Consider the following 17,672-nt stretch of genomic DNA (forward strand, 5'->3'; position numbering starts at 1 on the left):
ATGTTGGCGTTCTGGATCGCCCTGCAATTTCTCAGCTGCCTGCCGATCCGCTTGCCGGGCATGCCCGCGCCGCAAGAGTTGGGGCGTTCCCTGCTGTTTTATCCGCTGGTGGGCTTGCTGTTCGGCGCGGTGCTGTGGGGGCTGCACGGGTTGCTGGCGGGTACGCCATTATTGCTGCACGCGGCGCTGTTGCTGGCGGCCTGGGTGGTGCTCAGCGGCGGCTTGCACCTCGATGGCCTGGCCGACAGCGCCGATGCCTGGCTCGGCGGTTTTGGCGACCGGGAGCGCACCCTGGAGATCATGAAAGACCCGCGCAGCGGGCCCATTGCCGTGGTCACCCTGGGGTTGGTGTTGCTGCTCAAGTTCACCGCGTTGGTGGCGTTGATCGAGCAGGGCGGCGCCATGGCCCTGGTGGTGGCGCCGTTGATCGGCCGCAGCGCTTTGCTTGCGCTGTTCCTCACCACCCGCTACATGCGTGCCGGCGGTTTGGGCCAGGCCCTGGCCGACCACGTGCCGCGCCAGGTCGGCCAGCAGGTGTTGGTGGCCAGTGGTGTGGCGTGTGTGGCGCTGGGCGGTATCCCCGGCGGCTTGGCGGTGCTGCTGGCGGCGCTGCTGTTCGTATGGCTGCGCCGGGTGATGATCCAGCGCTTGGGTGGCACCACGGGCGACACCGCCGGGGCACTGCTGGAGCTGCTGGAAATGGCGGTGCTGGTGGGTTGGGTGCTGTTTTGAACGGGGCGGCGGCGCGGCCGGCGCTGAATCATTTCGTTGCTTTTACCGGACTGCGGGTATATACACGCACCATGCTTCCTTCTCAGTGTTTGTGCACCAACCTGCGTCGCGCCGCCCGTGGCGTCAGCAGGCATTACGACGGCGCCCTGGATGGCTTCGGGATCAACGTCGCCCAGTATTCCTTGCTCTGTAACCTGCAACGTCTGGACCAGCCGAGCATTTCCAACCTGGCCCAGGCCATGGGCCTGGACCGCAGCACTTTGGGCCGCAACCTGCGGGTGCTGGAGTGTGATGGCTTGGTGACCCTGGTGGAGGGCGAAGACCAGCGCAACCGCGTCGTGCAACTCACCGAAGCGGGGCGCGAACGACTGGCAGCGGCCCTGCCGGCATGGGAAGCGGCGCAGCAACGCTTGATCGAACGACTGGGCGCAGAAAAACGCGAAACCTTGTTGGCCTTGCTGGACGAACTCGCCTAAGCGATTTTGTTTGTTGATAAGCGGGTATATACCCGCGACTGGAGAATAAAAATGACAACGATGTGGCGAACCAGTGGCTGGATTTTGCTGGGCAGCGCGCTGATTTTGGCGCTGTCCTTGGGCGTGCGGCACGGCTTTGGCCTGTTCCTGGCGCCGATGAGCGCCGATTTTGGCTGGGGCCGGGAAGTGTTCGCCTTCGCCATCGCCCTGCAAAACCTCATCTGGGGCCTGACCCAACCCTTCACCGGCGCCCTGGCCGACCGCTTCGGCGCGGCCAAAGTGGTGTTGATCGGCGGCGTGCTGTACGCCGTGGGGCTGATCTGCATGGGCTTGTCCGACTCGGCGCTGACCCTGTCCCTGAGCGCGGGTTTGCTGATTGGCGTGGGCCTGTCGGGCACCTCGTTCTCAGTGATTCTCGGCGTGGTGGGGCGCGCCGTGGCGCCGGAGAAACGCAGCCTGGCCATGGGCATCGCCAGTGCTGCCGGGTCTTTCGGCCAGTTCGCCATGCTCCCCGGCACCCTGGGCCTGATCGGTTGGCTGGGCTGGTCGGCGGCTTTGCTCGTGCTGGGCCTGCTGGTGGCGCTGATCGTGCCGCTGGTGAGCATGCTCAAGGACAAGCCGTTGCCCCTGCTGGGCCATGAACAGACCCTGGGCGAAGCGCTACGCGAGGCGTGTTCCCATTCCGGGTTCTGGCTGCTGGCGGTGGGGTTTTTCGTTTGCGGCTTTCAAGTGGTGTTCATTGGCGTGCACCTGCCGGCCTACCTGGTGGACCAGCACCTGCCCGCCACCACCGGTACCACGGTGCTGGCGCTGATTGGCTTGTTCAATATCTTCGGCACCTACACCGCCGGGTGGTTGGGCGGGCGGATGTCCAAGCCACGCCTGCTCACGGGCCTGTACCTGCTGCGCGCGGTGGTGATCGGCCTGTTCCTGTGGCTGCCGGTAACCCAGGTCAGCGCTTACCTGTTCGGCATGGCCATGGGCTTTTTGTGGTTGTCCACGGTGCCGCTGACCAACGGCACCGTGGCCACACTCTTCGGCGTGCGCAACCTGTCGATGCTTGGCGGCATTGTCTTTCTCTTCCACCAATTGGGCTCGTTCCTCGGTGGCTGGCTAGGCGGCGTGGTGTACGACCGCACGGGCAGTTATGACCTGATCTGGCAGGTGGCGATCCTCCTCAGCCTGCTGGCGGCGGCGCTCAACTGGCCGGTGCGCGAGCGCCCGGTGGCGCGCTTGCAGGTCGCGCTATGAAGCGAGTGCTGCGCACCTGTGTGGCTCTGGCCCTGGCGGCGCTGTTGCTGGGCCTGGCCTGGTGGGGCTGGCACCAGGGTGGCCTGGCGTTGATGCAACTGGGCATGGGCGCTTGCTAGAGGCGCGGGAGGGCGAGTAACGTCACCCTCCAACGACTTTTCAAAGGACATTCACCATGCTGATGCGCTGGCTTGCGGTTCCCGCCCTCTTGGCGGCCATGGGCGGCTCGGCCTTGGCGGGGGAATGCGCGCCGCTGTTGCAGGGCTCGCTGCCCAAGTTGCATGCCAAGGAAACCATCGACCTGTGCCAGCGTTTCGCCGGCAAGCCGCTGGTGGTGGTCAACACGGCGAGCTTTTGCGGCTTCGCCCCGCAGTTCAAAGGCCTCGAAGCCTTGTACCAGCGTTACCAGGGCGAGGGGCTGGAGGTGATCGGCGTGCCGTCCAACGACTTCAAGCAAGAAGCCAAGGACGGCGCCGAGACGGCCAAGGTGTGCTACGTCAATTACGGGGTGACCTTCACCATGACCGAGCCGCAGCACGTGCGCGGCGCCGATGCCACCCATCTGTTCAAGGTCCTGGCCGAACAGAGCAGCGCGCCGAAGTGGAATTTCTACAAGTACGTGGTGGACCGCCAGGGCCGGGTAATTGCCAATTTTTCCAGCCTGACCAAGCCGGACAACGCTGAATTCCTCCAGGCCGTGGAGCAGGCCCTGGCCTCCAAGCCCTGATCGCCGGCCACGAAAAAGCCCCGCCTCTGTGTAAGAGCGCGGGGCTTTTTTGTACGCGGCGGCCTATCAGAAGCGGTAGGTAGCGCCTACGCCAAAACCGTTGGCCGAGTTCTCATACTTGGCTTTGTAGGATTGGCGGCCGTTGTTGTCGTCGACCCGCACCGATTCTTCACGCAGGTACGAGTACGCCACGTCGATGGTCAGGTCGTCGGTCGGGCTCCAACCAGCGCCGATGCTGAGGATCTTGCGATCGCCAGTGGGGATGCGCGGCGAGCGGTTGGTGTTGTTGGTCGGTGCCTGGTCGAACGACAGGCCGGTGCGCAGCACCCATTGCTTGTTCAACTGGTACGACGCGCCGATGGCGTGGGCCCAGGTGTCGTGCCAGTTCTGTTCTTCGGTGATTTCGCCGAACTGGCCGGCCAATGCGCCGGGTACACCGCTGTTTTCCACGGTGATTTCTTTGAGGCGGCTCCAGCGGGTCCAGGTGGAACCGGCGTAGAGGGTCCACTGGTCGTCCAGGGCGTGGGTCACCGAGAAGTCCACCGACTCTGGGGTTTCAAGGCTCAGGGAGGCGTCGTACTTCTGGCTGGCTTTCTGGCCGATCAGGCCCAGCACGCCGTAGTTGACCTTGGTGTCGCCCTCAAGCTTGTACTTGACCTTGGAGTGGTAGGTCAGGCCCACGCGGGTGCTGTCGGTGGCCTGTACCAGAATGCCCACGTTGTAGCCCAGGGCCACGTCGTCGCCCTTGATCTTGACCTTGCCATCGGGGATGTTCGCGGCGGCCGGGGTCACCGACAGGGCGGACTCCAGGGCACCGGTGATGCGGTTGATGGTCGGGCCGAAACCGATCGACACCTGGTCGTTGAAGGCGTAGCTCACGGTGGGCTGCAAGGTCATGACCTTGACGTCGCTCTTGCTGCCGAAATAACGGCCGGCAAAGCCGCTTTCGTAGTCGGTGACCAGGCCGAACGGGGCGTACATGCCCAGGCCGAAGGTCCAGTGGTCGTCGATGGGCTTGACGTAGTAACCCATGGGCACGCCGATGAACGGCACCATGTCGCCCTTGCTGGAGCCGGGGTGGCTGGCGCTGACATCGCTGATATCGGTGTGGGCGTCGAGCAGTGCGATACCGCCGGTGACTTGTTCACGCTTGAGGCGGGACATACCGGCAGGGTTGCCAAAAACGGTGCTGGCGTCGTCAGCGATGGACGAACGCCCGGCAAAACCAGTACCCATGCCACTGATGCTCTGTTCGTTGATGGCAAAGCCACTGGCGAAGACCTGCGTGGACGCCATCATGACGGCAAGGCTAAGGCTGGATTTGAGCATTACTTTTTTCATTATTAGAACTCCTGGAAATCACCGGGGCGGAAATTACCAACATTTTCGCTCAAGCGCTATAGCGCTGTAATGCTTGAGTTAGAGCGGTTTTGTAGGACAATCCGACCATTTTCCCAGCGCGTTCCATGCAATCTTGCAAAACGCCCGATTAGCAGACGATTTGGCTGGCAGGGGCGATGCAGGTGTGCCAGGCACGGGTGAAATCCCGCAGGCGACCCTGGGGTTGAAACGTCTGACGCCAGATACGGGCCATGCCCAAAAGGTCGTCGGGTTCGGGGAGTACGGCCTGTTGTTCTTCTACCAACAGCCAGGCAATGGCGGTGGCGTAGCGCAGGTTGACCGTTAGCTCCAGGTGCGGGCCGCTGAGGAAGGCATGTTGGCTGGCCAGGCCGCGTACCAGGCTGGCGCGCTCCGGGTCCAGGGCCAGGTAGTGGTCCCACAGGGCGCGGTGGCGGGGTTCGGCGATGCGGTACAGGCCATGGCCGCGGCGGTCGTGCAGGGCGGTGCCGAGGGCCGACTGGCTGGCGGCGATGCCCAGCAGCAGGGTTTCTGCGGTTTGACTGTGGGCCCCGAGGTAAAGCAGGGTCGGACGAATCACGTAGCGGCACAGTTCGCTGGCGGCGATACCCATAAAACCCTCGGAACCGAAAGGTGGGCGGCGATGCCTGATGGCGCTTGGCAGCAGGGAAGGGAGGATCAGGCTCGCCGCAAGCGGATCATGCCGCTTGAGTTGAAGTGTAGTGTCATATTGCGGCTGTAAAGGCCTGTTTTAACAACATTTCTGTCGGCGAGTTATAACCGATATATCTGTTCGATCTTAGTTGTCCAACGATCGGGCAAAGTGTGCAGGCAATAAAAAGCCTCGCTTTTAAGGCGAGGCTTTTGGGTGTTTCAGCCTTTACGGCGTATCAGGCAACCAGTGCCTGACGGGTACGCTCGATCACGGCCTGCAGCGGCTCGGCGCTGGAGTACTGGTCGGGGTACAGGCGTTCGCTGTGACGGGCGATACCGTGTTCGTTGACCAGCGTGAAGCTGAAACAGCCTTTGCGTGCTGCCATGATGAGGCAGTTCATAGGTGCAAAAGCATTGGTTAGGGTGCGAATGGCATCCTGAGTATGGATTTGAGTCGACATAGTTATTAGGTGTTCCTACAAATGACACGGTTAAGAACCGTGCAACGTTAAAACGTTCCAGTAACGTCGACCACCATTGGTCGAACGAAGAACCCGACTGGAACAAAGCAGCCAGTGGAGAGCGCAATTAATTGGCGCGCTTGGGCTGGCAGGTAGGTACTTAGGAGGGCAGGCAGCACATCAAGGGCAAAGGTTCTGGGCCCAGGGTGAAGATCCTGATCAATTTGCAGGTTGGTTCGGTCAGAGTATGAAAACTTCGCAGCACCCTTTGCAGTTCAAAGGCAGTGTTGGCGTAAGTGATACCTGGAAACCATCGAGGTGGTCGGACCCCGTGTTGTCGGTAGAGGCTTCTCTTTAGGGAAGGTTTACCGGGGGACTGTGCGACCGTAATTGACTTTCAGCTTGGTACTAACGCCGCGGATACTAACGCATTGAATTTGAGAAAGGAAGTGTGATAGGCAAAAAACTTGCCAGGGTGGGTTTGGCGCGCTTGGCGGGGGTAGCACAAAATTGTTTTTTTGCCTGCACGCCGGCTGGTGGTGCGCTTGTGGTGCGTGGTGGCGGATGGGGGCGGGGATTATCGCCGTGGCGAGCTAAAAAGGGGCGCCGATATAACCGCTTCATGGGTACTTGTGCACAAAAGTTGCGCCGCTTGTCACCGTGCTGTCACCTGGCCCCGCTGCGCCGGTGCTGCCTGCATGGGAAATTTAAGTCAATGAAAAACATCGTTTTTTTTTGCTGGTGAAAAAATCGTCAGTTTGAGCGCGAGCCCCGGCCCGTGGGGGTTTGAGGCGGTTCGGGGGCAGTTGTCCACTGAGTTATCCACAGCTTCTGTGGATTGTCCCAGGCGCTTGCTCTAGCACGGGCGTGCCGCAATTTTTTCAGCTTTACCCGTGGGAAAAAAGGAGTAGAGTGGCGCGCCCTGCGATCTACCCCACAGTGCTTTATGAAGTTTCGCTCAGTATCAAACTCTGTTATCCAGGCACCTAGCGGTGTTACCGAAACTCGCCGTTTCACCTTGCGCGTGGCCGTGTGGCTGCTGGACAACCCGCGCCTGGCCGCCAACTACAGCGTCAAGCACCTGGCCGGCCGTTTGCTCAAGCAACCGGCCCGTGAAGGGGTGGTGATGGCTCAGAGCCGTTTGGGCCAGTTGATGTGCCGCGAATGCGGCAATGCCCGCGACCGCCGCATCGGCCACGACCTGCTGCGCCAGGCCGCCCGCGCCGGCGATGAGCGCGCCCAGCAAGAACTGGCGCAAATCGAAGGCTGAGCTGTCCCTGGCGCCAGGCCTTGGTTAACCTTCGGCTTTTATCCCGATGGCAGGAGTGGCTATGGCTGTGGACTTAATCAGCATCGTGCTGGGGCTGGTGGCTGCCGGGTTGCCGCTGTTGGTGCTGGCCTGGCAGATCCAGCGCCGCGCCGCCAGCGCCCAGGCTGGCCTGGCGTTGCTCGAAGAGCGCCTCAACACCGCGCAACTGGCCCAGGAAGGGCTCAATGCCCAACTCGACGCGGCCCGCGACGAAATCAGCGACCTGGGCCAGGCCAATACCCTCAAACAGGCGGAACTGGCGGCCCTGCGCCGCGAGGTCGAGCTGTTACAGATCGAGCGCGACAATGCCCGCGATGCCGCCCACGCCTGGAACCTGGAACGCGCCGGCAAGGACGCCGAACTGCGCCGCCTCGACGCCCAGGCTGCCGCCCTGGCGGCCGAGTTGCGTGAGCAGCAGGACAGCCATCAGCAACGCCTGACCGATCTGCAAGGCTCGCGGGACGAGTTGCGCGCGCAGTTCGCCGAGTTGGCCGGGAAAATCTTCGACGAGCGCGAGCAGCGTTTTGCCGAGACCAGCCAGCAACGCCTGGGGCAATTGCTCGACCCCTTGAAAGAGCGCATCCAGTCCTTTGAAAAGCGCGTCGAGGAAAGCTACCAGGCCGAAGCCCGCGAGCGTTTTTCCCTGGGCAAGGAGCTTGAACGCCTACAACAACTGAACCTGCGGCTGAGTGATGAAGCCACCAACCTGACCCGCGCCCTCAAAGGCCAGAAAACCCAAGGCAACTGGGGCGAGCTGATCCTGGAGCGGGTACTGGAGCACGCCGGGCTGGAGAAGGGCCGCGAGTACCAGACCCAGGTCAGCCTCAAGGGCCCGGACGGCGAGCGCTTTCAACCGGATGTGCTGATCCTCTTGCCGGGCGACAAGCAGGTGGTGGTCGACTCCAAGGTCAGCCTCACTGCGTATCAGCAGTACGTGGCGGCCGACGATGACGGCGTCGGCCAGATTGCCCTCAAGCAGCATGTGCTGTCGTTGCGCAATCACGTCAAAGGCTTGGCCGGCAAGGACTACAAGCGGTTGGAAGGGCTGCACAGCCTGGATTTCGTGTTGCTGTTCGTGCCCATCGAGGCGGCGTTTTCCGCCGCCCTGCAAGCCGAGCCGAACCTGTTCCAGGAGGCGTTCGACCGCAATATCGTGATCGTCAGCCCCACCACCCTGCTGGCCACGTTGCGGGTGATCGACAGCCTGTGGAAGCAGGAACGCCAGAGCCAGAACGCCCGGGAAATCGCCGAGCGCGCCGGGTGGCTGTACGACAAGTTCGTGCTGTTTATCCAGGATCTGGACGAAATTGGCGGGCGTTTACAGCAGTTGGACAAAGCCTACGCCTCGGCGCGCAACAAGCTGACAGAAGGGCGCGGCAACCTGGTCAGCCGTAGCGAACAACTCAAACTGCTCGGCGCCCGCGCCAGCAAAAGCCTGCCGGCCGACCTGCTGGAGCGGGCCATGACCGATGAAGATGGGCAGATGCTGGAGTTGCCGGAGTAGAGCGCGCAGCAGGTTTTTTGTAGGCCCGAGTTTGTTGTGGGAGCAGCTGTATTACCCCTGCCATTCGTCACCGCCACTCAGCGGCCATCGCGAGCAGGCTCGCTCCCACAGAGGAAAGATCAAAATCCCACCCACACCACTGTTCAACTGTGGGAGCGGGCCTGCCCGCGATGAGGCCGGTACTGCCAAGCCGCGTCTATACAGCCCAACCACCGCCATCGCGGGCAAACCCGTTCCCACAAGGATTAACTCCCCCCCCCCCAGGTCGCTCAAGCCACCGATCTTTGCCGCCCAGCGGCATAACACCGCCGGTTTTTCGTCTTTGTGTTGGCCCTTGCAATGGGCTGCCAGCGGCCAATCCCCCGTGGCGCTTGCTCGCGAGGCGTCACAGAGTGAGTTGGTCTGCAAATTGCTTGTGGCTCAGTCAGTACAGCAGTGGGCGGCAAACGTCCGGCATGCAGAGGAACGACTGTGGACAAGTACCTTTATGTGGCAATGACCGGCGCCAGCCAGAATGCCTTGGCGCAGAAGGCTCATGCCAACAACCTGGCGAACATCTCCACCAACGGTTTCCAGCGCGACCTGGAGCAGGCGCGCTCGATGCCGGTGTTCGGCGACAGCTTTCCGGCGCGGGCCTTTGCCCTGACCGAGCGGCCGGCCACGGATTTCAGCGCCGGCTCCCTGGTGGAAACCGGGCGTGACCTGGACGTGGCCGTGAGCGGTAATGGCTGGATCGCCGTGCAGACCCCGGATGGCGGTGAAGGTTATGTGCGCACTGGCAGCCTGAATGTCGACGCCCTGGGTATGTTGCGCGCCGGCAATGGCATGCCGGTGATGGGCAATGGCGGGCCGATTGCCGTGCCGCCCGAGCAGAAGATCGAAGTCGGCCAGGACGGCACCATCAGTATCCGCGCCATGGGTGAAGGCCCGCGGGTGATGGCCGAAGTGGACCGCATCAAGTTGGTCAACCCGGACCTCAAGACCATGACCAAAGGCCTGGACGGTTCGATCCACACCAAGGACGGCCAGCCCGCGCCGGCCGACGCCAATGTGCAATTGGTGTCTGGGTTTCTGGAGTCGAGCAACGTCAATGCGGTTGAGGAAATGACCTCGGTGCTGGCCCTGGCCAAGCAGTTCGAGCTGCACATCAAGATGATGAACACCGCCAAAGAAGACGACCAGGCCATGGCTCGGGTCTTGCAGATCAGCTAATCACCACAACGTCGCGCCGTAAAACAGGCGCACGAGGAGAATCGAATGCTTCCGGCTCTATGGGTTGCCAAAACAGGCCTGTCCGCCCAGGACACCAACCTGACTACCATTTCCAACAACCTGGCCAACGTCTCGACCACGGGTTTCAAACGCGATCGCGCCGAGTTCCAGGACCTGCTCTACCAGATCAAACGCCAGCCTGGCGCCCAGTCGACCCAGGACAGCGAACTGCCGTCGGGCCTGCAAGTGGGTACTGGTGTGCGCATCGTCGGCACGCAGAAGAACTTCAACGCCGGCAGCCTGCAAACCACCGAGCAGCCGCTGGACATGGCCATTAACGGCCGGGGCTTCTTCCAGATCCTGCAACCGGACGGCACCACGGCCTACACCCGTGACGGCACCTTCCACCTGGACTCCAACGGCCAGATCGTTACGGCCAACGGCTACGCGCTGGAGCCGGCCATTGTCGTGCCGGCCGACGCCAAGACCTTCACCGTGGGCCAGGACGGCACCGTGTCCATCACCATCGCCGGCAACCCGGCCGCCCAGGTGATCGGCAACCTGCAGACCGCCGACTTCATCAACCCGGCCGGCCTGCAAGCCGCCGGTGGCAACCTGTTCATGGAAACCGCCGCCAGCGGCGCGCCGCAGATCGGCACCCCGGGCCTGAACGGCTTTGGCCTGACGCTGCAAAACACCCTGGAAACCTCCAACGTCAGCACCGTGGAGGAGATGGTCAACATGATTACCACCCAGCGTGCCTACGAGATGAACTCCAAGGTGATTTCCACCGCCGACCAGATGCTCTCGTTCGTAACGCAGAATCTGTAATCAGTCTTTAAGGCGCCCGTGAGGGGGCCAGCTACACCGTGAGGAAGGGTCATGAATCGGTTTGTGTGTGTGCTTGCATTGAGTGGGGCCGTGGTGCTCGCGGGCTGTGTCGCGCCGCCGCCAAAGCCCAATGACCCTTACTACGCGCCGGTGTTGCCGCGCACCCCTTTGCCTGCGGCGGCCAATAACGGTTCGATCTACCAGGCCGGTTTCGAGCAGAACCTGTATGGCGACCGCAAGGCGTTCCGGGTCGGTGACATCATCACCATCACCCTGAACGAGAAGACCCAGGCCAGCAAAAACGCCAACTCGCAATTGGCCAAGAACAGCAAGACCGGCATTGGCCTGACGTCGCTGTTCGGTGGCGGGCTGAACACCAATAACCCGGTGGGCGGTGGCGATTTGAGCCTGGACGTGGGCTATAGCGGCGACCGCGCCACCAAGGGCGATAGCAAGGCCGGGCAGGGCAACAGCCTGACCGGTTCGATCACCGTGACCGTGGCCGATGTGCTGCCCAACGGCATCATTGCGGTACGCGGCGAGAAGTGGATGACCCTCAACACCGGCGATGAGCTGGTGCGTATAGCCGGGCTGGTGCGTTCCGACGACATCGCTACCGACAACACGGTGTCCTCGACCCGGGTTGCCGACGCGCGCATCACGTACTCGGGCACCGGCTCGTTCGCCGACGCCAGCCAGCCGGGCTGGTTCGACCGGTTCTTCCTCAGCCCGCTGTTCCCTTTCTAGGTGATGAAACGTCCCATGCGCAATTTCAAGCACCTGCTGGCGGCCCTGTTGTTGACGGGCATTCCCTTGGCCGCTCACGCCGAGCGGCTCAAGGACATCGCCAGCATTTCGGGCGTGCGTTCCAACCAATTGATCGGCTATGGCCTGGTGGTGGGGCTCAACGGTACGGGCGACCAGACCACCCAGACCCCGTTTACCCTGCAAACCTTCAACAACATGCTCTCGCAGTTCGGCATCAAGGTGCCGCCGGGCTCGGGCAACGTGCAGTTGAAGAACGTCGCGGCGGTGTCTATCAGTGCCGACCTGCCGGCGTTCGCCAAGCCGGGCCAGCAAGTGGATATCACCGTGTCCTCCATCGGTAACTCCAAGAGCCTGCGCGGCGGCACGCTGCTGATGACGCCGCTCAAGGGCATCGACGGCAACGTCTACGCCATCGCCCAGGGCAACCTGGTGGTGGGCGGGTTCGACGCCGAGGGCCGTGATGGTTCCAAGATCACCGTCAACGTCCCGTCGGCCGGGCGCATCCCGGGCGGTGCTTCGGTGGAGCGTGCGGTGCCCAGTGGTTTCAACCAGGGCAACAGCCTGACGCTGAACCTCAACCGTTCCGACTTCACCACCGCCAAGCGCATCGTCGACAAGATCAACGACATGCTCGGCCCGGGCGTGGCCCAGGCCATCGATGGCGGCTCGATCCGCGTGACCGCGCCCCTGGACCCGAGCCAGCGCGTGGACTACCTGTCGATCCTGGAAAACCTCGAGGTCGATCCGGGCCAAGCGGTGGCCAAGGTCATCATCAATTCGCGTACCGGCACCATTGTTATCGGGCAGAACGTCAAGGTTTCGCCGGCTGCGGTCACCCACGGCAGCTTGACGGTGACCATCACCGAAGACCCCATCGTCAGCCAACCCGGCCCGCTGTCCAACGGCCAGACCGCCGTGGTGCCGCGCTCGCGGGTCAATGCCCAGCAAGAAGCCAAGCCGATGTTCAAGTTCGGCCCGGGCACCACCCTCGATGAGATCGTGCGGGCGGTGAACCAGGTCGGCGCAGCGCCAGGTGACTTGATGGCGATCCTTGAAGCCCTGAAACAGGCCGGCGCCTTGCAAGCCGACCTGATCGTGATTTGAGGCCCGGCCATGGATATTCGTAAGAGCGGTGTGGTGTCGAGCCAGGATTCGGGGGCCTATTCGGACCTCAATCGCTTGAACCAGCTCAAGGTGGGCGACAAGAACAGCGACGGCAACCTGCGCAAGGTGGCCCAGGAATTCGAATCGCTGTTCATCAACGAGATGCTCAAGTCCATGCGCAAGGCCACCGACACCCTGGGCCAGGACAACCCGCTCAACACTGCGGCGGCCAAGCAGTACCAGGAAATGTACGACCAGCAACTGGCGGTCTCGATGTCCCGCGAGGGCGGCGGCATCGGCCTGGCCGATGTGCTGATGCGCCAGATGTCCAAAGAAAAAAATCTCAAGCCCGCCGATGGCTCCGGCCTGACCTCGGGCACCGAGGCCCCGGCCGTTGTGGCGGTGCCCACGCCGATTGCCGCCGGCACCACTGCTGACGGGCCGCTGGGCCGGGTCAATGGCCAGCGGCCGTTGTGGGCCTCGCGCGCCGAGCACACGGTGGCCGCCAGCGGCGAGACGGGCAGCGTGCGCAACGACATGGCGCTGCTCAACCAGCGGCGCCTGGCTTTGCCGCCGAAAATGGCCGATCGCCTGCTGGCCGGGATCGTCCCGTCCGCCAGCGCTGCGGCTCACACCGCGTTGCCGGAGCGCGCCACGGCCGCCGCCGATGGCGTGGTCAAGGGCGACTGGCCAGCGGCGCGCAGCTTCGCCGCGCCTGGGGGGCGTATGCAGGTGTACGGCCGGGCCGTGGCCCAGCCACCGCTGGCGCCGGCGCGCAAGGCGTTCGATTCGGCGGATCAGTTTGTCGCCACCATGTTGCCCATGGCCCAGCAGGCGGCGGATCGCATCGGCATCGACCCACGTTACCTGGTGGCTCAGGCCGCCCTGGAAACCGGTTGGGGCAAGTCGGTCATGCGCCAGCAGGACGGCAGCAGCAGCCACAACCTGTTCGGCATCAAGGCCACGGGCAATTGGAAGGGCGACCAGGCCCGCGCCATCACCAGCGAGTTCCGCAATGGCGCGATGGTCAAGGAGACGGCGGCGTTCCGTTCCTATGACTCCTATCAGGACAGCTTCCACGACCTGGTGACCTTGTTGCAGAGCAACAATCGTTATCAAGAAGTGCTGAAGTCGGCCGATAACCCGGAACAGTTTGTGCGTGAGTTGCAAAAGGCCGGTTATGCCACCGACCCGAACTATGCGAGCAAGATCTCGCAGATTGCCAAGCAGATGAAGAGCTACGAAAACTACGCTTCGGCGAGTGTTACCACGACTTTATAAGGTTTGAGCCATGAGTTTGATCAACATCGGGATGTCTGGGCTCAACGCGAGCCAGTCAGGTTTGGCGACCGTTGGTAATAACATTGCCAACGCCAACACTGCTGGCTACTCGCGCCAGTCGAACGTGCAGGTCAGCTCGGCCTCGAACCAGTTCGGCAACGTCTTCATCGGCAGCGGCACGACCCTTGCCGACGTGCGCCGGATCTACAACTCCTTCCTTGATAGCCAGTTGCAGACCACCACGGCCCTGAGCAGCGACGCCAAGGCGTACCTGGACCAGATCGGCTCCGTGGACAAACTGCTCTCGGACAAGACCACTGGCATCACCTCGGCCCTGAGCGGCTTCTTCTCCGCCCTGCAGACCTCGGCGGCCACCCCGGACAACGTCCCGGCCCGGCAATTGCTGCTCACCAGCGCCGAGACCCTGAGCAACCGTTTCAACTCCATCGCCTCGCAGTTGAACCAGCAGAACGAAGGCATCAACAGCCAACTGGGCACCTTGACCAGCCAGGTCAACCAGTTGACCTCGTCCATTGCCGCGCTGAACCTGCAGATCTCGCAGTCGAGCACCGGCGGCAGCGGCCCGGCCAACCTGCTCGATGCCCGTAACGAAGCGGTGCGCTCGCTCAACGAACTGGTGGGCGTCAAGGTTCACGAGCGTGATGGCAGCTACGATATTTCCCTGGGCACCGGCCAGTCCCTGGTATTGGGCAGCATCGCCAATACCTTGTCGGCGACGCCATCGACCAACGATAAGAACCAGTACAACATCTCGATCAACTACGGCCAGACCAGCGCCGACATCACCTCGGTGGTCACCGGCGGCAAGATCGGCGGCTTGGTGCGTTATCGCGATGAAGTGCTGGCACCGGCCATGAACGACCTGGGCCGCACTGCGATGGTGGTGACCGGGGCGATCAACACCCAGTTGGGCCAGGGCCTGGACGCCAACGGTGAGTTCGGTACGTCGTTGTTCAACAACCTCAACAGCGCCACGGCCATTACCCAGCGCAGCCAGGGTGCTACGACCAACAGCGCCGGCTCCGGCAACCTGAACGTCAGCATCAAGGACACCAGTGCGCTGTCGGTGTTCGACTACAAAGTGACCTTCAGCAGCCCGACGGCCTACAGCGTCACCCGCTCGGACGGCAAGGCCATGGGCTCGTTTGACTCCGCGCTGCCGGCGCCCAACCCGCCGCTGGTGTTCGACGGTGTTTCGTTGGCGCCGGATGGCGCCGGGCCCATGCAGGCCGGTGACAGTTTCACCGTGTCGCCGACCCGCTCGGGCGCCAGCAACATTGGCGTGCAATTGACCGATGCCAACAAATTGGCGTTTGCCGGCCCATTGGTGGCCACCAGCACCGGCAACGATGGCACCGGCATCATGGATGCGCCGTCCTTGACCCTGCCCCTGGACATCTACGGCGGCGCGGACCTGGCGCAACAGCGCATCGGCATCGAACACGCCATGCCGGTCAAGATCGCCTTCGGCAAACCGGACCCGCTCACGGGCACCCAGAGCTACAAGGTGTTCGACTCCAAAGGCGCGGACATCGGCAGTGGCAGCATCATTCCAGGGCAAAAGAACGCGCTGACCATCAACGTACCGATGCGCGATGCAACCGGCGCGCCGATGCTCGATGCCGCCTCGCAGCCACGGACCTTTGCCTTCAACACGGCCATCAGCGGTGCCCCCGCCGACGGCGACGGCTTTACCGTCAAGTTCAACGCCGAAGGTAAGTCGGATAACCGCAACGCCAACGCCATGCTGGAGTTGCAGAACAAGCCCACGGTGGGCATCAGCAACGGCAATTCCGGGTTCAGCATCACCAGCTCTTACAGCCGTTTGGTCGAGCAGGTGGGTGCCAATGCCAGCAAGGCCGGCGTCGACAACGCGGCCAATAACGCCATCCTGACCAGCGCCAAGGCTGCGCGTAACTCGGTGTCCGGGGTCAACCTGGAAGACGAAGCCTCCGATCTGCTCAAGTTCCAGCAGTACTACACGGCGTCGTCGCAAATCATCAAAGCCGCGCAAGAAACCTTCAGCACGCTGATTAACAGTCTTTAAGGGAGTCGTCGACGATGCGCATTTCTACCGCCCAGTATTTTGAGTTCACGGCGAACAAGTATTCCGACAACTTCTCCAACGTGGTCAAGACCCAGGAGCAGGTCACTTCCGGCGTGCGCCTGCAGTCGGCCGCGGATGACCCGGTGGGTGCGGCCAAGTTGCTGCTGCTGCAACAGCAGCAAAACATGCTGACCCAGTACAACGGCAATATCGGCAGCTTGAAGAACAGCCTGGCCAACGAAGAAAGCGTGCTGGTGAGCATTAACGATGCCATTCAGCGTGGCCGTGAGCTGGCGCTCAAGGCCGGTGGTTCGGGCGGTGCGGGTATCAGTGATGCCGACCGCAAGTCGATTGCCGGTGAAATCGGCGAGTTGGAAAAACAGGTCCTGAGCCTGCTCAACACCAAGGATTCCGCGGGCCAGTACATGTTCTCCGGCTCCAAGACGTCGACGCCGCCCTATGTGTTGAACAACGATGGCAGCTACAGCTATCAGGGCGACGAAACCGAGCTGAGCCTGCAAGTGTCGGACACGCTGAAAATCGCCAGCAACGACACCGGCAAAAACATTCTGGAAGTGGCGATCAACTCCGGCCGCACCCAAGTGGTGAAGGACCCGCTGTCGGTCAATGACGACAAGGTGTTGATTTCGGCCGGCCTGATGACCTCCACCAATGCCTATACCAAGAGCTTCGCTTCCGACGAGCCGTACACGGTGCATTTCACCAGCAGCACCCAGTACACCGTGAAAGGGGCCAGCGGGGCGGACGTGACCTCGGAGATTCCGGGCAATGGCCTCTTCGACGCGAAGAAGGAAGGGGCCTCGAGCATTGAGCTGCGTGGCGTGAAGTTCGACATCAGCCTGAACCTCAAGGACACCGATATCGATCCGGATGCGGCCGTCAAGGACCATATCTTCCAGCTTGCGACCAAGCCGGACAGTTTCAACGTCTCGCGCACGCCCAGTAACACCTCCACGGCCCAGGTCACGGGTGCGGCGGTGGATAACAAGGCCGACTATGTGGCCGGGTTCCCCAGTGGCGGCGCGGTCATCAAGTTCACCACGGCCCCGGATTACAAGGTCTACGCCCAGCCTTACGGGCCCGACAGCAAGCCCATTGCCGATGGCACCATGACGGGCAGCTCGATTACGGTCGCGGGCGTCAAGTTCGAGATCAGTGGCGTTCCCGAAAACGGCGACCAATTTGCCGTAGGTTCCGATAGCCACCGCAGCCAGAGCGCACTGGACACCCTGGCGCAGTTGCGCAAGGCCCTGGAAGTGCCCACCGATGGTGACGTATTGGCCCAGGCCAAGCAAAAGGACGCCGTGGATGCCGCCATCTCCAACCTGGCCAACGCCAGCACCCAGGTAGACACCGTGCGCGGCGCTATCGGCTCGCGCCTCAATTCCCTGACCATCCAGGAGACGGAAAACACCAGCCAGACCCTGGCCAACAAAAGCTCCCAATCGGCCATCGTGGACACCGACATCGGCACCGCCTCCATCGACCTGGCGTTCCAGCAGGCGATGCTGCAAGCCTCGCAACTGGCGTTCGTGAAAATCTCCCAGTTGAGCCTGTTCAACAAGCTCTGACCCTTCGCGTGACGCACCACTGCCGGCCGGCCCTGACACCAGGGCTGGCCGGTTTTGTTTTGGGCGTTGCGATACTCACCTCCTCCCAGTGAAAGAGCTTCTGTGTGAGGAGCCTCTGTGGGAGCGGCCGGGCGGTGCTCCGCTCGCCCGCGATTGGGCCGTCATGCACCTCTGGCGGCAGCCGCCCTGCCGCCATCTCCGCTAAGGGCCTGAACAGTCGTAGGCCGATTCCCACTTATCGCGTCCGTTTAGTCTGATTTCTAGCCGGAATCGGCGTCGTTACCATCGCGCCTTGCTTGTTTGCGAGGTTGAAATGATGGAGACACTCCTATGGCGTGAGCTG

The 17,672-nt window shown here is 62.5% G+C and carries 17 protein-coding genes; 14 read left to right on the forward strand and 3 right to left on the reverse strand.

Annotated elements, in window-relative coordinates:
* The 5 genes from CKW13_RS03295 (at position 1) to CKW13_RS03310 (ending at position 3,186) form a co-directional block, all read left to right on the forward strand.
* A complete protein-coding gene (locus CKW13_RS03295; RefSeq protein ID WP_095106945.1) occupies positions 1–732 on the forward strand; it encodes an adenosylcobinamide-GDP ribazoletransferase in 732 nt (243 codons plus the stop codon).
* A gap of 71 nt (positions 733–803) precedes the next feature.
* Complete coding sequence (locus CKW13_RS03300; protein WP_095106951.1) at positions 804–1,208, forward strand: MarR family winged helix-turn-helix transcriptional regulator; 405 nt, start codon at positions 804–806, stop codon at positions 1,206–1,208.
* Positions 1,209–1,268: 60 nt separating this feature from the next.
* Positions 1,269–2,459: an MFS transporter gene (locus CKW13_RS03305; RefSeq protein ID WP_176465041.1), complete on the forward strand. Its 1,191-nt coding sequence runs from the start codon at positions 1,269–1,271 to the stop codon at positions 2,457–2,459.
* Positions 2,456–2,578 carry a hypothetical protein gene (locus CKW13_RS24685; protein WP_256576493.1) on the forward strand — a complete coding sequence of 41 codons (123 nt, stop codon included), beginning with the start codon at positions 2,456–2,458 and terminating at the stop codon, positions 2,576–2,578. Before CKW13_RS03305 ends, CKW13_RS24685 begins: the two co-directional genes overlap by 4 nt.
* 56 nt (positions 2,579–2,634) lie before the next feature.
* The gene (locus CKW13_RS03310; RefSeq protein WP_095106958.1) at positions 2,635–3,186 is read left to right on the forward strand and encodes a glutathione peroxidase; all 552 of its coding nucleotides are present in this window, start codon (positions 2,635–2,637) and stop codon (positions 3,184–3,186) included.
* A 66-nt stretch (positions 3,187–3,252) separates the two neighbouring features.
* Here the strand turns inward: CKW13_RS03310 and CKW13_RS03315 are convergent, their stop codons facing one another.
* From CKW13_RS03315 to CKW13_RS03325, 3 genes are all read right to left on the reverse strand, one after another.
* Complete coding sequence (locus CKW13_RS03315) at positions 3,253–4,527, reverse strand: OmpP1/FadL family transporter (protein WP_095106960.1); 1,275 nt, start codon at positions 4,525–4,527, stop codon at positions 3,253–3,255.
* Between the two features lie 148 nt (positions 4,528–4,675).
* Positions 4,676–5,158: a hypothetical protein gene (locus CKW13_RS03320; RefSeq protein WP_095106962.1), complete on the reverse strand. Its 483-nt coding sequence runs from the start codon at positions 5,156–5,158 to the stop codon at positions 4,676–4,678.
* A gap of 277 nt (positions 5,159–5,435) precedes the next feature.
* Positions 5,436–5,660, reverse strand: coding sequence for a hypothetical protein (locus tag CKW13_RS03325; RefSeq protein WP_007898912.1), 225 nt, complete (start codon positions 5,658–5,660; stop codon positions 5,436–5,438).
* Between the two features lie 946 nt (positions 5,661–6,606).
* On the opposite strand from CKW13_RS03325, the gene CKW13_RS03335 reads away from it, so the two are divergent.
* From CKW13_RS03335 to CKW13_RS03375, 9 genes are all read left to right on the forward strand, one after another.
* Positions 6,607–6,930 carry a hypothetical protein gene (locus CKW13_RS03335; RefSeq protein ID WP_095106964.1) on the forward strand — a complete coding sequence of 108 codons (324 nt, stop codon included), beginning with the start codon at positions 6,607–6,609 and terminating at the stop codon, positions 6,928–6,930.
* A gap of 175 nt (positions 6,931–7,105) precedes the next feature.
* Entirely contained in the window at positions 7,106–8,473 is a 1,368-nt protein-coding gene (rmuC, locus tag CKW13_RS03340) for a DNA recombination protein RmuC (protein WP_176465042.1), read from the forward strand.
* 471 nt (positions 8,474–8,944) lie between these two features.
* Positions 8,945–9,685, forward strand: a complete 741-nt coding sequence (locus CKW13_RS03345) for a flagellar basal body rod protein FlgF (RefSeq protein ID WP_095106968.1) — start codon at positions 8,945–8,947, stop codon at positions 9,683–9,685.
* Positions 9,686–9,730: 45 nt separating this feature from the next.
* A complete protein-coding gene (gene flgG / locus CKW13_RS03350) occupies positions 9,731–10,516 on the forward strand; it encodes a flagellar basal-body rod protein FlgG (RefSeq protein ID WP_095106970.1) in 786 nt (261 codons plus the stop codon).
* Positions 10,517–10,567: 51 nt separating this feature from the next.
* The gene (flgH, locus tag CKW13_RS03355) at positions 10,568–11,263 is read left to right on the forward strand and encodes a flagellar basal body L-ring protein FlgH (RefSeq protein ID WP_095106972.1); all 696 of its coding nucleotides are present in this window, start codon (positions 10,568–10,570) and stop codon (positions 11,261–11,263) included.
* Between the two features lie 15 nt (positions 11,264–11,278).
* On the forward strand, positions 11,279–12,388 hold the full coding sequence (locus CKW13_RS03360) for a flagellar basal body P-ring protein FlgI (protein WP_095106974.1): 1,110 nt from the start codon (positions 11,279–11,281) through the stop codon (positions 12,386–12,388).
* Between the two features lie 9 nt (positions 12,389–12,397).
* Positions 12,398–13,669, forward strand: a complete 1,272-nt coding sequence (flgJ, locus tag CKW13_RS03365) for a flagellar assembly peptidoglycan hydrolase FlgJ (RefSeq protein ID WP_095106976.1) — start codon at positions 12,398–12,400, stop codon at positions 13,667–13,669.
* Positions 13,670–13,679: 10 nt separating this feature from the next.
* A complete protein-coding gene (gene flgK / locus CKW13_RS03370) occupies positions 13,680–15,737 on the forward strand; it encodes a flagellar hook-associated protein FlgK (RefSeq protein ID WP_095106978.1) in 2,058 nt (685 codons plus the stop codon).
* 14 nt (positions 15,738–15,751) lie between these two features.
* Positions 15,752–17,329: a flagellar hook-associated protein 3 gene (locus tag CKW13_RS03375; protein WP_095106980.1), complete on the forward strand. Its 1,578-nt coding sequence runs from the start codon at positions 15,752–15,754 to the stop codon at positions 17,327–17,329.
* The last annotated feature ends 343 nt before the right edge of the window (positions 17,330–17,672 follow it).

It is taken from the genome of Pseudomonas sp. Irchel 3E20 (genome assembly GCF_900187645.1).
Lineage (GTDB): Bacteria > Pseudomonadota > Gammaproteobacteria > Pseudomonadales > Pseudomonadaceae > Aquipseudomonas.